Source organism: Stutzerimonas kunmingensis (genome assembly GCF_900114065.1).
GTDB lineage: Bacteria > Pseudomonadota > Gammaproteobacteria > Pseudomonadales > Pseudomonadaceae > Stutzerimonas > Stutzerimonas kunmingensis.
This window is the reverse complement of the sequence record NZ_FORS01000001.1, coordinates 796,921-811,472: the sequence shown is the minus strand read 5'-3', so window position 1 is coordinate 811,472 and position 14,552 is coordinate 796,921. Positions and strand designations below refer to the sequence as shown.

Genomic DNA, 14,552 nt, shown 5'->3' with positions numbered 1-14,552 from the left:
CAGCGCTGCGCCCGCTCCGTTCGTTCGCACCATCCCTGACAAAAACAACAAGCAGGAATCCGCAATGACCGATAAAACCAGCCTCGCGGCCGGCACCTTCGCCGGCGCGCGCGCACGCATCCAAGACAACGCCAGCCGCGGCCTGTGGTCCTCGCGCTGGGTGTTCTTCCTCGCCGCCACCGGCTCGGCGGTGGGCCTGGGCAATATCTGGAAATTCCCCTACGTGACCGGGCAGAACGGCGGCGGCGCCTTCGTTCTGGTCTACCTCGCCTGCATCCTGCTGATCGGCATTCCGCTGCTGATGACCGAGGTGATGATCGGCCGCCGCGGTCGGGCGAATCCTGATGGCGCCGTCGCTCGGCTGGCCCGTGAAGCCGGAGCCAGTTCGCGCTGGCGCGTGGTCGGCTGGCTCGGCGGGCTGACCGGCTTTCTCATCCTGAGTTTCTATCTGGTGGTGGCTGGCTGGGCGCTGGCCTATGTGCCGGCGACCTTCAGCGGCGGCTTCGCTGGGGTCAGCGGCGAGGCCAGCGGCGAGCTGTTCGGCGCGCTGCTGGCGGACCCGCTGCGCCTGGTGGTCTGCGCCACGCTGGTGCTGGCGGCGACCATGCTGATCGTCGGCTTCGGCGTGCGCGGCGGGCTGGAGCGATCGCTGCGCTTTCTGATGCCCGGGCTGTTCGTGCTGATGCTGGTGCTGGTCGTCTACGCCGCCATCGAAGGCGAATTCGCCCAGGCGCTGCAGTTTCTTTTCGTGCCGGACTTTTCCGCGCTGACCGCGCAGAGCGTGCTGATCGCCCTCGGTCATGCCTTCTTCACCCTGAGCCTGGGCTGCGGCGCGATGATGGTCTACGGCTCCTACCTGCCGGAAGGCACCTCGATCGCCAAGACCTCGATTCTGGTGGCGCTGGCCGATACCGCGGTGGCGCTGCTGGCCGGCCTGGCGATCTTCCCGCTGGTGTTCGGCAACGGCCTGGAGCCGGGTGCCGGGCCGGGGCTGATCTTCGTTACGCTGCCGATAGCCTTTGGCCAGATGCCGTTGGGGCAGGTCGTCGGTGGGTTGTTCTTCATCATGCTGGTGATCGCCGCGCTGACGTCGGCCATCTCGCTCTCCGAGCCGAGCATCGCCTGGCTCACCGAACGCTTCCGTATCAGCCGGACCAAGGCCGTGCTGGGCAGCGGTCTGGTGCTCTGGCTACTGAGCCTGGGCAGCGTGTTCTCCTTTAACCACTGGGCCGACTACCAGCTGTTCGGCAAGACGTTCTTCGACACCCTCGATTACCTGACCACCAATTGGCTGATGCCGCTGGGCGGGCTGGGCACCGTGCTGTTCACCGGCTGGGTGCTGCAGAAACAGGTCGTCGCCGAAGCTATCGGCATTCGCAGCGCTGGGGTTTTTCGAGCCTGGTGGAGCCTGCTGCGCTACGGCACGCCGGTGGCCATCGTGCTGGTGTTCCTCAACCTCATGGGTTTGATCTAGCGCGATCACGGTCGTCCGTGCAGTACGCACTGGTGGGCTGAAGCCCACCCTACAAGAATGCTGCGGGCTTCTCAGGAAGCCGTTTTGGTGGGCTCAGGTCCATCCCATAGGCCGGCCGACGCAGGCCTTCATGGGGTGGGCTTCAGCCCACCTTTTTTTATGCGCCAGGTTAAGCGGGAGATGACATGTGCGGCAGGTTGTCGCACCGCTCTGTCAGCTTTTCGTTACGCCTGGCAAGCCGCCGGGCCAGGCTTTTCAGCGAAACAGGCGCTGTAAGGAAAACCTGACAGCAGGGATGGCGCCGGCTGCTTGCCGTGCCCGTAAACAGCATTGTTCGGCGCTCGGCCCTGGGGTGTGATGGGGCCAGCCAAGCCGTGCAGCGGCAGTCCTCACAACAATAATCAGGAGGCGATATGAACGCCGTGAACAAGATCGAACAGCACAATCCCATCGGTACCGACGGCTTCGAGTTCGTCGAATTCACCGCGCCGAATGCCGAGGGCATCGAGCAGCTGCGCACGCTGTTCACCCAGATGGGCTTTACCGAAACCGCCAAGCACCGCTCCAAGGAGGTCTGGCTGTTCCAGCAGCACGACATCAATATCGTACTCAACGGCAGCCCGACCGGGCATGTACGCGCCTTCGGCGAAAAGCACGGGCCGAGCGCCTGCGCCATGGCCTTTCGGGTGAAGAATGCCGCCCAGGCCGCTGCCTACGTCGAATCCCAAGGCGCCAAGCTGGTCGGCAGCCACGCCAACTTCGGCGAGCTGAACATCCCCTGCGTCGAAGGCATCGGCGGCTCGCTGCTGTATCTCGTCGATCGTTACGGCGACAAGAGCATCTACGACGTCGACTTCGAGTACATCGAAGGGCGCACGCCGAACGACAATGCCGTCGGCCTGATGTGCATCGACCACCTGACCCACAACGTCATGCGCGGGCAGATGGATGTCTGGTCCGGCTTCTACGAGCGCATCGCCAACTTCCGCGAGATTCGCTACTTCGACATCGAGGGCAAGCTCACCGGCCTGTTCTCCCGCGCCATGACCGCGCCGTGCGGCAAGATCCGCATCCCGATCAACGAGTCGGCCGATGACAAGTCGCAGATCGAGGAATTCATCCGCGAATACCACGGCGAGGGCATCCAGCACATCGCGCTGTCCACCGACGACATCTACGAGACCGTCCGCCGCCTGCGTGCCAACGGCGTGGACTTCATGACCACCCCGGGCACCTATTACGAGAAGGTCGATACGCGCGTTGCCGGCCACGGCGAGCCAACCGATGTGCTGCGCGAGCTGAACCTGCTGATCGACGGCGCGCCGGGGGACGACGGCATCCTCCTGCAGATCTTCACCAACACGGTGATCGGCCCGATCTTCTTCGAGATCATCCAGCGCAAGGGCAACCAGGGCTTTGGCGAAGGCAACTTCAAGGCGCTGTTCGAATCCATCGAGGAAGACCAAGTGCGCCGCGGCGTGATCAAGGCGGACGAGTAAGTCGAGAGCCAGGACCAGGGTGGGTGTGGGTAGGGTGGATGTCGCGAAGCACATCCACGCGTATAGCGGGAACGACGGGCCCGCATGGGTCCGATCCGGTTCAGACGCGTGGAAGATGCTTCGCAGTCTTCCACCCTACGCCGCCATTGAGATCACGCGGTATCACGAGGAGAGGCACATGAGCCGCAAATGGATCAGTTTCCCCATCCGCGAGGGTGAGAGTTCGCGTCAGGCGCACTGCGATTTTCCGCAGGGCACCTACGAGCGCGAAATGGGCCGCGAAGGCTTCTTCGGCCCGGCTTCGCACCTGCATCACAAGCATCCGCCGACCGGCTGGATCGACTGGGAAGGCCCGCTGCGCCCGCACGCCTTCAACTTCAATCACATCCCCAGCGAAGGCGACTGCCCGCTGCAGGCGCCGCTGGCGCTGCACAACGCCGACGTCAAGTTGCGCCTGTGGAAGACCAACGGCGCCATGCGCCATCTGGTGCGCAACGGTGATGGTGACGAACTGCTGTTCATCCACGAGGGCGCCGGGTATCTGTACTGCGACTTCGGCCACCTGGAGTTCCGCGACGGCGACTACCTGATGATCCCGCGCGGCACCGCCTGGCGCATCGAGGCGACGCAGCCGGTGTTCATGCTGTTGATCGAGAACACCGACGGCGCCTACCAGCTGCCGGAAAAAGGCCTGGTCGGCCCGCACGCCATCTTCGACGCCGCGGTGCTCGACCACCCGCGCCTGGACGACGCCTTTCGTGCGCAGCAGGACGAGAACCCCTGGCAGATCCGCATCAAGCGGCGAGAGCAGATCACCACCGTGACCTACCCGTACAACCCGCTGGACGTGGTCGGCTGGCACGGCGACAACACCGTGGTACGGCTCAACTGGCGCGACATCCGCCCGCTGATGAGCCATCGCTACCACCTGCCGCCGTCGGCGCACACCACCTTCGTCGCCAACGGTTTCGTGGTCTGCACCTTTACCCCGCGGCCGGTGGAGTCCGATCCGGGCGCGCTGAAGGTGCCGTTCTTCCACAACAACGACGACTACGACGAAGTGCTGTTCTACCACCGCGGCAACTTCTTCAGCCGCGACAACATCGAGCAGGGCATGGTGACCTTCCACCCCTGCGGCTTCCCCCACGGGCCGCACCCGAAGGCGCTGAAGAAGGCCAGCACCGACCCGGCGACCTTTGCCGACGAGGTGGCGGTGATGATCGACACCCGCCGCGCGCTGGAGGTCGGCGAGGCCGCTGCAGCCGTCGATGTCCCCGAATACGTCAACTCCTGGCGTGCGCCGGGCAAGGAATCCTGATGAAACTCGCAACCCTCAACCAGGGCCGCGACGGCGTGCTCGTCGTCGTTTCCCGTGATCTCGCCCAGGCGGTGAAAGTGCCGCAGATCGCCGCCACGCTGCAGGCCGCGCTGGATGACTGGAACTACTGCAAGCCGAAGCTGGAGGCGGTCTACCAGCGCCTCAACGACGGGCTGGAGGAGGGCGCATTCGCCTTCGATCAGGCCGCCTGCCACAGCCCGCTGCCGCGTGCCTATCACTGGGCCGACGGTAGCGCCTACGTCAATCACGTCGAGCTGGTGCGCAAGGCGCGCGGCGCCGAGATGCCGGAATCCTTCTGGCACGATCCGCTGATGTACCAGGGCGGCGCCGATGCCTTCATTCCGCCGCACAGCCCGATCCGCCTGGCCAACGAGGCCTGGGGCATCGATCTGGAAGGCGAGCTGGCGGTGATCACTGACGACGTGCCCATGGGTGCGACGCCGGCCGAGGCGGCGTCGCACATCCAGCTGCTGATGCTGGTCAACGACGTCTCGCTGCGCAACCTGATTCCCGGCGAGCTGGCCAAGGGCTTCGGCTTCTACCAGAGCAAGCCGTCGTCGAGCTTTTCGCCGGTGGCGGTGACGCCGGACGAGCTGGGCGAAACCTGGCGCGACGGCAAGGTGCATCGGCCTTTGGTTTCGCACATCAACGGTGAGCTGTTTGGCCAGCCGGATGCCGGCACCGACATGACCTTCAACTTCCCGACCCTGGTCGCCCACGCCGCGCGCACCCGCCCACTGGGCGCCGGGACCATCATCGGCTCGGGCACCGTGTCGAACTACGACCGCAGCGCCGGCTCGTCCTGCCTGGCCGAGAAGCGCATGCTCGAGGTGGTCGAGCACGGCGAGGCGAAGACGCCATTCCTCAAGTTCGGCGATCGGGTGCGCATCGAGATGTTCGACGCCGCCGGGCAGAGCATCTTTGGCGCCATCGATCAGCAGGTCGAGCGCTATGAGCACTGAGCTGACGCTCTACGGTTACTGGCGCTCCAGTGCCGCCTACCGGGTGCGCATCGCGCTGAGCCTCAAGGGGCTGGCCTACCGGCAGGTGCCGGTGCATCTGGTCAAGGATGGCGGCCAGCAGCGTGCGGCCGATTACCGCGCCCTCAACCCGCAGCAGCTGGTGCCGTTGCTGGTTGACGAAGCCAACGGTGGGGCACGCATCAGCCAGTCGCTGGCGATTCTGGAATACCTCGACGAGGTGTTCCCGGTGCCGGCGCTGCTGCCGGACGATCCGGTTCGCCGCGCCCAGGTGCGCGCCCTGGCCATGCACATCGCCTGCGAGATCCATCCGCTGAACAACCTGCGTGTGTTGCAGTACCTCTCCGCCGAACTGGGTGTCGACGACGAGGCCAGGAACGCGTGGTATCAGCACTGGGTCGGTCAGGGTCTCGCCGCCGTGGAAGCGGGCCTGGAATGTTTCGATGGCAGGCTTTCCCTGAAAGATCGGCCAGGTTATCTGGAGGCATGCCTGGTGCCGCAGGTATACAATGCGCGCCGTTTTGCCTGTGACCTCGCGGCGTATCCACGCATTCTCGAGATCGTTGCACGCTGCGAGACGCTTCCGGCCTTCCAGCAGGCCGCGCCGGAGGTGCAGCCCGACGCTCAATGAACGACTGAATTCGCCTTGCACGCCGTCGCGCCCTGCGCGACGGTCCCGATCCCGTCACAGATAACAACAAACAGGTGACGTATGACTCGTGAAAAACCGAAGAACCTCTGGCTGTCGCGCTGGGGCTTCATCCTCGCGGCAACCGGCTCCGCCGTGGGCCTGGGCAACATCTGGAAATTCCCCTACATCACCGGCGAGTTCGGCGGTGGTGCCTTCGTATTGATGTACCTGCTGTGCATCCTCGCCATCGGCGTACCGGTAATGATGTGCGAGATCGCCATCGGTCGCCGCGGCCGTGGCAGCCCGATCGACGCCATCGGCCGGGTAGTCCGCGAGAACAACGGCAACCCGCTGTGGAAGGCGGTTGGCGGCATGGCGATGACGGCCGGCTTCCTGATCCTCTGCTTCTATGTGGTGGTCGCCGGCTGGGCCTTCGCCTACACGGTGAAGATGCTCGACGGCTCCCTGGCCGCGACCAGCGTCGAGGCATTGGGCGGCGTATTCGAGGCGCATAACGCCAACCCCTGGGAACTCGGCGGCTGGAGCCTGCTGGTAGCGCTGCTGACCCTGTGGATCGTCGCCAAGGGCGTGCAGAAGGGCATCGAGAACGCGGTGCGCTGGATGATGCCGGGGCTGGCCGTGCTGCTGCTGATCCTCGTGGGTTACGCGGTCACCAGCGGCGGCTTCGATCAGGGCTTCGCCTTCCTGTTCAGCTTCGATACCTCGAAGATCACCGGCGAGGCGCTGCTGGCCGCGCTTGGCCACGCATTCTTCACCCTCAGCCTGGCTTCCGGTGCGATCCTCACCTACGGCTCGTACATCCCGGATGACCAGTCCATCGCCCGCACCACCTTCATGGTCGCCATCGCCGACACCTGCGTCGCGCTGCTGGCGGGCCTGGCGATCTTCCCGATCATCTTCGCCAACGGCATGGACCCGACTGCAGGCCCGGGTCTGATCTTCATGAGCCTGCCACTGGCCTTCCAGCAGATGCCGTTCGGCACCGCCTTCGGCGTGCTGTTCTTCGCCATGGTGTCGATCGCCGCGCTGACCTCGGCGATCTCCATGATCGAGGCAACCGTCGCCTACCTCAACGAGAAGCACGGCATCTCGCGGATCAAGGCGGCAATGGGTTCCGGCGTGGTGCTGCTGGTGATCAGCCTGCTGGCGATGCTCTCGTTCAACCTGATGTCGGGCTGGACGCCGATGGGCAAGAACTTCTTCGACTGGCTGGATTACCTGACCTCGCGCTGGATGATGCCGCTGGGCGGGATCTTCACCGTGCTGCTGGCCGGCTACGCGCTGCGCAGCGAGATCATGCGCGACGAGCTGAACCTGCCGCCGCTGGGCTACGCGCTGTGGCTGTTCATGGTTCGCTATGTCTGTCCAGTGCTGATCCTCATGGTCTTCCTGCATGCCCTTGGCTGGCTGGGCTTCGACCCGTTGCAGCGCTGGTACTGGATCGCCGGAGCGATCGGTGCGCTGGCGGTGCTTGGCGAGATGTTGCGTCCGCGGGTGATGCCGGCCCTGGCCGGTCGCTGACCACGGCGCGGCCCCTTCGCGTGAAGAACGCCAGCCAGCAGGCTGGCGTTTTTTATGGGGAAACATCCGCATTGCGACTAGTAGGTCAAGTTTCTTTGGGAGCGGCCGAAAAAGTGATTGAGATCAAAGGAATGCACAGTGCGCAGGATGCCAGCACCCCGTTCAGTCATTCGGATGCGCCTCAAATGTCTAGTCATCTCAAGTTCAGCCACAAGATTCTGCTGGCCGCCTCGTTAGTGGTGATCGCAACTTTTGCGCTGTTTACCCTCTATAACGATTATCTGCAGCGGAGCGCCATTCGCGCCAACCTCGAAAGCTACCTGGGGGAAATGGGCGAGGTTACCGCCCACAACATTCAGAACTGGCTGTCAGGCCGTATCCTGCTGGTGGAAAGCGCTGCGCAGACCATCGGCCGGGATGACTCGGCAGAGTCTGTTGGCAGTCTGCTCGAACAACGTGCACTGACCTCTACGTTCATGTTCACCTATCTCGGCGGAGCCGATGGCAGCTATATCCTCCGCCCTTACGAGGCCATGCCGGACGACTACGATGCGAGAACTCGCCCCTGGTACAAGGATGCGCTGTCTGCAGATGGCACGACGCTGACCGAACCTTACCTGGATGCCACGCTGAACGAGCTGGTTGTGACAGTCGCAACCCCGGTCAAAAGCGGCCAGGGCGCGACGGGTGTAGTTGGTGGCGACCTAGGCCTGAAAACTCTGGTGGATATGCTCAACGCGCTGGATTTTGATGGCATGGGGTACGCCTTTCTTGTCAGCGGCGACGGCAAGGTGTTGGTCCATCCCGATCAGCAGATGGTCATGAAGTCGCTCCAGGATATTTACCCGCAGAATACGCCGTCGCTCAGTAGTGGCTATGTCGAGGCGCAGCTTGAGGGTAATCCGCGCATCCTCGGCTTCAGCCCAGTCAAGGGCCTGCCTTCGGTGCAGTGGTACGTGGGTATTTCGCTGGATCGTGACAAGGCCTATGCCGCGCTGACCAGTTTCCGCACCTCCGCGCTGGTCGCCACGGTTGCCGCCGTGGCGTTCATCCTGCTGCTGCTGGGCATGCTGATTCGTGTACTGATGCGTCCGCTCACCGACATGGGCCGCGCCATGGCCAACATCGCCGAGGGCGAGGGCGACCTGACCCGGCGCCTGGCGGTGCAGTCCAAGGATGAGTTCGGTCAGTTGGCGACCGCCTTCAACCGCTTCGTCGAGCGTATCCATGAATCGATCCGCGAGGTGTCATCGGCCACGCTGCAGGTCAACGAAGTGGCACAGCGCGTGCTCGGCGCTTCGAACGCATCGATGGCCAACTCCGACGAGCAGGCCAGTCGCACCAACAGCGTGGCGGCGGCGATCAACGAACTTGGCGCCGCCGCCCAGGAGATCGCCCGCAACGCGGCAGATGCCTCGCAGCACGCCAGTGGCGCGCGACATCAGGCCGAAGACGGTCGTCAGGTGGTGGAGCAGAACATCGCCGCGATGCGCGAGCTGTCGGCGAAGATCAGCGCGTCCTGCGGGCAGATCGAGGCGCTCAACGCCAAGACCGTGGACATCGGCCAGATTCTCGAGGTGATCAAGGGCATTTCCGAGCAGACCAACCTGCTCGCGCTGAACGCCGCCATCGAGGCGGCGCGGGCCGGCGAGGCGGGACGCGGCTTTGCCGTGGTCGCCGACGAGGTGCGCAACCTGGCGCATCGCACCCAGAGCTCGGCGCAGGAAATCCAGCAGATGATCGAGCAGCTGCAGGTCGGTGCCGGCGCTTCGGTGCAGACCATGACCGAAAGCCAGCGGCAGAGTGAGTCCAGCGTCTCCATCGCCGACCGCGCCGGCGAACGCCTCGGCGAGGTCACTCAGCGTATCGGCGAGATCGATGGCATGAACCAGTCAGTGGCCACCGCCACCGAGGAGCAGACCGCGGTGATCGAGTCGCTGAACATGGATATCACCGAGATCAACACGCTGAACCAGCAAGGCGTGGAGAACCTGCAGTCGACACTGCGCGCCTGTGGCGACCTGGACCAGCAGGCGCGCCGGCTGAAGCAGCTGGTGGATAGCTTCCGGATCTGACCGGAACGGTGGTTCTAGAGGGCGCTGCGGCGCCCTTTTTCATGGATGTGATTCGGCAGCGGAGCAATGTGCCCGTGACTACAGTCTCAACTGTTCACGTCGCGCTTCAACAAGGAGGCTCCATGAAAATTCTTATCGTGCTCACGTCCCACGACCAGCTGGGTGACACCGGCAAAAAGACCGGCTTCTGGCTGGAGGAATTCGCCGCGCCGTATTACGTCTTCCTGGATGCCGGGGCGCAGGTGGTGCTCGCGTCGCCCGAGGGTGGCGAACCGCCGCTGGACCCGAAGAGCGACGAGCCCGACGCCCAGACCGAGGCCACCGAGCGTTTCAACGGGGATGGCGAGGCGCAGACGCTGCTGGCCAACACCTATCGTCTGCATCAGGTGTCTGTCGAGGATTTCGACGCGGTGTTCTATCCGGGCGGCCACGGCCCGCTGTGGGACCTGGTGGACAACCCGACCTCCATTGCCCTGATCGAATCCTTCGTCAAGGCCGACAAGCCGGTGGCCGCGGTCTGCCACGCACCGGCGGCGCTGACCGAGGTGCGCGGCAAAGATGGCGAGTATCTGGTCAAGGGTAGGCGCGTCACCGGCTTCACCAATGGCGAGGAAGCGGGTGTGGAGCTGACCGATGTAGTGCCGTTCCTGCTCGAGGACCGCCTGCGCGAGCGTGGCGGCCAGTACAGCAAGGGCGCGGACTGGGCGCCTTACGTGCAGGTCGACGGGCTGCTGGTGACCGGGCAGAACCCGGCCTCATCGGAAGCGGCGGCAGAGCAACTGCTCAAGCTGCTGCGCGGCTGAACTCACTGCGGCCAGGCGAGCTGTTCCGCCTGGCCACAGGCCTCGAACAGCGGCCGGCTGAACAGGTAGCCCTGCATCAGATGGATGCCCAGATCGAACAGGGCGCTGCATTCGTCGGCGGTTTCCACGCCTTCGCCGATCACCTTGATACCCAACTCCTCACACATCCCCACCGTCGCCCGGACGATGGCCTGACGCATGCGGCTCTGGTCGATGCCGCGGATCAGGTCCATGTCCAGCTTGATGATGTCCGGCTGGAAATCGGCCAGCAGATTGAGCCCGGCAAAGCCCGCACCGAAGTCATCGATGGCGGTAAGAAAGCCGATGCGCTGGTATTCGCGGAACACCTCGGTCAGCCACTTGCCGTCGTTGATGCGCTCGCCTTCGACGGTCTCGAAGATGATTTGCTCGATGGGAAAATCGTGGGCACGGGCGGCTTCCAGCGTTGAGCGGATGCACAGCTCGGGGCGGTAGATCGCGTTGGGCATGAAATTGATCGACAGCTTGCTCTGCATGCCCAGCCTGGAGGCGGTCTTGATCGCCTTGACCCGGCCGGCCTGATCGAAACGGAAGCGATTCTGCTCGGTGACTTGCGACAGCACAGTGGGTGCCGGCTCGCCGCCGATGCCGCGCACCAGCGCCTCGTGGGCGAAGATCTGCCGGCTGCGCAGATCGACGATCGGCTGAAAGGCGTAACTGAAGCTGAAGCCCAGGCGCTCGCCACTGGCGCAGCTGGGGCAGGCGCCGTGCTCGGCGGCGCCGTGGCACGGATAGGCATCTGGGGCAGGGATGCTGCTGGTGTTGCTCGAACTCATGGGCGCACTCGATTGGACCGACTGATAGCAAGTTAGCGGCTGTGCATTCGATCACTGAATGCCTTTGGTCTGCCAGTACTGTGTGCGGGATGGCCCTCGAATCCCTTGCGGTCGCGGGTCAGTGGCTTGGCCTCTGCCCCAGCTCGTCGATCAGGCTGCGCGCGGCGAAGTCCGCCGCATCGGTGAAGGGGTTCAGTACGCGGGCGACGCCGGCTGCATCCAGCGCCTTGCCATGCTGGTCGTCGCGCACCACGCCGGCAATCTTGCCCTGAAACCCTGCATGCTTGAGCGCATGCAGAAAGGCGCGATTGGCCTCCCACTGCGGAAAGCTGGTGACCACCCATTCGGCATGCTGCAGCGGCAGCGATTCGAGAAAGCTCGGGTCCTCGCCGTCGCCGAAACGTACCGGCAGCTTGCTGCGGCGCAGCGTGCGCACGGCTTCCGGGTCGAAGTCCACGCCGAGCACCGGCAGTCGTGCCGCGGCCAGCTGCTGCAGCAGACGCGAGCCATATCGGCCCAGGCCGAAGATGATGATGCGCGGATGGCCCTGCGGTCTGCTCTGGGCCTCCACTTCCAGTTCGCGATAGGGACGCTTGCGTTCGAACAGGCCGAGCCAGGGCGCCAGCCGCTCGTAGAGCGGTTGCGAGAACAGGATCATGTAGGTCGACAGCATGATCGTCACCAAACCGACCAGCGTGGTGAGGCCCAGCGCCTCCGGCCCGATATGGCCGAGGGTGATGCCCATGGCGACGAAAACGATGGAGAACTCGCTGATCTGCGCGACGGTCAGCCCCGCGAGAAAGCCGGTGCGCTTGCGATAACCCATGTAGCCCATGATTGCCATGACGATCAGCGGATTGCCGATCAGCACGAACAACGCCAGCACGATGGCGGGCAGGATCTCGTTGCCGAGCGTGGAAAAATCCAGCCGGCCACCGAGGTCGATGAAGAAGAACAGCAGCATGAAGTCGCGGATGCCGGTCAGGCGCGCGTTCATCGCTTCACGATAGGCCGTCGAGGCCAGCGAAAAGCCGGCGACGAAGGCTCCGGCCTCCTTGCTGAAACCGATGTAGTCGCCCAGCGCGGCGAGCCCGGTGTCCCAGGCAATGGCGAAGATCAGCAGCAGTTCCTGCGAGCGCGCCATGCGGCTGACCAGCGGCGGCAGCACGTAGCGCATCAGCACGTACATCAGGATGGCCGCGCCTGCCAGACGCAGCAGCAGCGAGCCCGAGACCTCGGCCCAGCCGGCATCGCCGGCGCCGCGCAGGGCGCTCATGGTCATCATCGCCAGCACCACGGCGAGGTCCTGGACGATCAGGAAACCCACGGCGATGCGTCCGTGCAGCGAGTCCAGCTCGTGTTTGTCCGAGAGCAGCTTGACGATGATGATGGTGCTGGAAAAGGTCAGCGCCACGGCGATGTAGATCGCCTCCATGGTGCTCTTGCCCATCAGCAGCGTGAGCGCGAAGCCGAAGACGATGGTGAAGGTCAGCTGCCCGAGCCCCGTGGCCAGCGCCACCGGCCCGATATTGCGGATATGCGCGAGGTCCAGCTTGAGCCCAACCACGAACAGCAGCACGGCGACGCCGATCTCGGCCAGCAGATGGACCTGCTCGGCGGCGTTGACCGGGCCGAACACCGCCGGGCCAAGCAGAATGCCGACCACGATGTAGGAAATCAGCAGCGGCTGGCGCAGGCTCACGGCAATCGCGCCGACCACCGCGGAAACGATCAGCAGCAGGGCGAATTCGGCGAAGGGGCCGTGGGCGAGCAGCGCTTCCATCAGGGTCTCCGTGCGGTTGATGTGACGGCGTCGCGGCGCTGTGCCTATCCTGCGGCAGGCGTTGGCCAGCTACCAGCGCGGCAGCGTATGAAACTGTGACAGCAAGGCATCGCCTGGCCCGCCTGCAATCGGCTGGTGAGCCGATGTGCCCGGCCTGCTGCTAGAATCCGCCCTTTTTCATCCCGCCGAAACGGCGCTGCGAGCCTGCCATGACCTTCGCCTCCCTGGGCCTGATCGATCCGCTGCTGCGGACCCTGGAAACCCTCGATTACCGCAAGCCGACGCCGGTGCAGATCGAAGCCATTCCCGCCGTGCTCAAGGGCCGCGACCTGATGGCGGCGGCGCAGACCGGTACCGGCAAGACCGCCGGCTTCGCCCTGCCATTGCTGCAGCGCCTGACCATGGAAGGCGCCAAGGTGGCGAGCAATTCGGTACGCGCGCTGGTACTGGTGCCGACCCGCGAGCTGGCCGAGCAAGTCCACGAGAGCTTTCGTGTCTATCGGCAGAACCTGCCGCTGCGCACCTACGCGGTGTACGGCGGGGTCAGCATCAACCCGCAGATGATGGCGCTGCGCAAGGGCATCGATGTGCTGGTGGCGACGCCCGGTCGCCTGCTCGATCTCTACCGGCAGAACGCCGTGGGTTTCAATCAGCTGCAGGCGCTGGTGCTCGACGAAGCCGATCGCATGCTCGACCTCGGTTTCGCCGACGAGCTGGACCAGCTGTTCGCCGCACTGCCGAAGAAGCGCCAGACCCTGCTGTTCTCCGCGACCTTCTCCGAGGCGATCCGGCAGATGGCCCGCGAGCTGCTGCGCGACCCGCTATCGGTCGAGGTCAGCCCACGCAACGCCGCGGCGAAGACGGTCAAGCAGTGGCTGGTGCCGGTGGACAAGAAACGCAAGAGCGAGCTGTTCCTGCATCTGCTGGCGGAGAAGCGCTGGGGCCAGGTGCTGGTGTTCGTCAAAACCCGCAAGGGCGTCGATCAGCTGGTGGACGAGCTGCAGGCTGCGGGCATTTCCAGCGATGCGATCCACGGCGACAAGCCTCAGGCCTCGCGCCTGCGCGCGCTGGAGCGCTTCAAGGCGGGCGAAGTGCAGGTGCTGGTGGCGACCGACGTCGCCGCGCGCGGGCTGGACATCCATGATCTGCCGCAAGTGGTCAACTTCGACCTGCCGATCGTCGCCGAAGACTACGTACACCGCATCGGCCGTACCGGTCGCGCCGGCGCCACGGGCGAAGCGGTTTCCCTGGTCAGTGCCGATGAAGTCGATCAGCTCGCCGCCATCGAAACCCTGATCAACCAGGTGCTGCCGCGCCACGAAGAGCTGGGTTTCGTGCCGGACCATCGCGTGCCGACCACCACGCTGGGCGGGCAGATCATCAAGAAGCCGAAGAAACCGAAAAAGCCCAAGGACGGCGGCGGCAAGGGCAAGATTCATCTCGGCAACTGGTTCGACGAGAGCGAAAAGCCCAACGCCAGGCCGATTCGCAAGGTGCCGAGCCTGGGCGGTGGCAAGCCGGCGAAGAAGCGCTGATCGCAGCGCAGGGTGGAATCGGCGAAGCCATTTCCACAGCTGCTCCCGTCACAGACTCGATGGTGCCGACATCAAC

11 protein-coding genes are annotated in these 14,552 nt (G+C 64.6%); 9 read left to right on the top strand and 2 right to left on the bottom strand.

Annotation, left to right across the window (positions count from 1 at the left end):
* The first annotated feature begins 64 nt into the window (after window positions 1-64).
* From BM275_RS04050 to BM275_RS04015, 8 genes are all read left to right on the top strand, one after another.
* Window positions 65-1,474 (top strand): sodium-dependent transporter, encoded by a 1,410-nt coding sequence (locus tag BM275_RS04050; RefSeq protein ID WP_041014955.1) that lies wholly within the window; start codon window positions 65-67, stop codon window positions 1,472-1,474.
* Window positions 1,475-1,887: 413 nt separating this feature from the next.
* Complete coding sequence (gene hppD, locus BM275_RS04045) at window positions 1,888-2,973, top strand: 4-hydroxyphenylpyruvate dioxygenase (RefSeq protein WP_090519424.1); 1,086 nt, start codon at window positions 1,888-1,890, stop codon at window positions 2,971-2,973.
* 178 nt (window positions 2,974-3,151) lie between these two features.
* Window positions 3,152-4,291 (top strand): homogentisate 1,2-dioxygenase, encoded by a 1,140-nt coding sequence (locus tag BM275_RS04040; protein ID WP_090519423.1) that lies wholly within the window; start codon window positions 3,152-3,154, stop codon window positions 4,289-4,291.
* Window positions 4,291-5,274: a fumarylacetoacetate hydrolase family protein gene (locus BM275_RS04035; RefSeq protein WP_090519421.1), complete on the top strand. Its 984-nt coding sequence runs from the start codon at window positions 4,291-4,293 to the stop codon at window positions 5,272-5,274. Before BM275_RS04040 ends, BM275_RS04035 begins: the two co-directional genes overlap by 1 nt.
* Window positions 5,264-5,923: a maleylacetoacetate isomerase gene (maiA, locus tag BM275_RS04030; RefSeq protein WP_046617793.1), complete on the top strand. Its 660-nt coding sequence runs from the start codon at window positions 5,264-5,266 to the stop codon at window positions 5,921-5,923. The genes BM275_RS04035 and maiA overlap by 11 nt, the downstream gene beginning before the upstream one ends.
* 81 nt (window positions 5,924-6,004) lie before the next feature.
* The gene (locus tag BM275_RS04025; RefSeq protein ID WP_090519419.1) at window positions 6,005-7,465 is read left to right on the top strand and encodes a sodium-dependent transporter; all 1,461 of its coding nucleotides are present in this window, start codon (window positions 6,005-6,007) and stop codon (window positions 7,463-7,465) included.
* A gap of 185 nt (window positions 7,466-7,650) precedes the next feature.
* Window positions 7,651-9,540, top strand: coding sequence for a methyl-accepting chemotaxis protein (locus tag BM275_RS04020; protein ID WP_090519526.1), 1,890 nt, complete (start codon window positions 7,651-7,653; stop codon window positions 9,538-9,540).
* 122 nt (window positions 9,541-9,662) lie between these two features.
* Window positions 9,663-10,343 (top strand): type 1 glutamine amidotransferase domain-containing protein, encoded by a 681-nt coding sequence (locus tag BM275_RS04015; protein ID WP_090519417.1) that lies wholly within the window; start codon window positions 9,663-9,665, stop codon window positions 10,341-10,343.
* 2 nt (window positions 10,344-10,345) lie between these two features.
* On the opposite strand, the gene rimA is transcribed toward BM275_RS04015, so the two are convergent.
* Window positions 10,346-11,158 carry a S6 modification regulatory phosphodiesterase RimA gene (rimA, locus tag BM275_RS04010; RefSeq protein WP_090519415.1) on the bottom strand — a complete coding sequence of 271 codons (813 nt, stop codon included), beginning with the start codon at window positions 11,156-11,158 and terminating at the stop codon, window positions 10,346-10,348.
* 118 nt (window positions 11,159-11,276) lie between these two features.
* The gene (locus BM275_RS04005; protein WP_090519414.1) at window positions 11,277-12,941 is read right to left on the bottom strand and encodes a cation:proton antiporter; all 1,665 of its coding nucleotides are present in this window, start codon (window positions 12,939-12,941) and stop codon (window positions 11,277-11,279) included.
* A 209-nt stretch (window positions 12,942-13,150) separates the two neighbouring features.
* Between BM275_RS04005 and BM275_RS04000 the strand changes: the two genes are divergently transcribed.
* A complete protein-coding gene (locus BM275_RS04000) occupies window positions 13,151-14,476 on the top strand; it encodes an RNA helicase RhlE1 (protein WP_090519411.1) in 1,326 nt (441 codons plus the stop codon).
* The last annotated feature ends 76 nt before the right edge of the window (window positions 14,477-14,552 follow it).

Excerpts from the sequence above, each read along its gene's own strand:
- BM275_RS04050 (WP_041014955.1), top strand. The coding sequence starts at position 65 with ATGACCGATAAAACCAGCCTCGCGGCCGGCACCTTCGCCGGCGCGCGC.
- hppD (WP_090519424.1), top strand. The coding sequence starts at position 1,888 with ATGAACGCCGTGAACAAGATCGAACAGCACAATCCCATCGGTACCGAC.
- BM275_RS04040 (WP_090519423.1), top strand. The coding sequence starts at position 3,152 with ATGAGCCGCAAATGGATCAGTTTCCCCATCCGCGAGGGTGAGAGTTCG.
- BM275_RS04035 (WP_090519421.1), top strand. The coding sequence starts at position 4,291 with ATGAAACTCGCAACCCTCAACCAGGGCCGCGACGGCGTGCTCGTCGTC.
- maiA (WP_046617793.1), top strand. The coding sequence starts at position 5,264 with ATGAGCACTGAGCTGACGCTCTACGGTTACTGGCGCTCCAGTGCCGCC.
- BM275_RS04025 (WP_090519419.1), top strand. The coding sequence starts at position 6,005 with ATGACTCGTGAAAAACCGAAGAACCTCTGGCTGTCGCGCTGGGGCTTC.
- BM275_RS04020 (WP_090519526.1), top strand. The coding sequence starts at position 7,651 with ATGTCTAGTCATCTCAAGTTCAGCCACAAGATTCTGCTGGCCGCCTCG.
- BM275_RS04015 (WP_090519417.1), top strand. The coding sequence starts at position 9,663 with ATGAAAATTCTTATCGTGCTCACGTCCCACGACCAGCTGGGTGACACC.
- rimA (WP_090519415.1), bottom strand. The coding sequence starts at position 11,158 with ATGAGTTCGAGCAACACCAGCAGCATCCCTGCCCCAGATGCCTATCCG.
- BM275_RS04005 (WP_090519414.1), bottom strand. The coding sequence starts at position 12,941 with ATGGAAGCGCTGCTCGCCCACGGCCCCTTCGCCGAATTCGCCCTGCTG.
- BM275_RS04000 (WP_090519411.1), top strand. The coding sequence starts at position 13,151 with ATGACCTTCGCCTCCCTGGGCCTGATCGATCCGCTGCTGCGGACCCTG.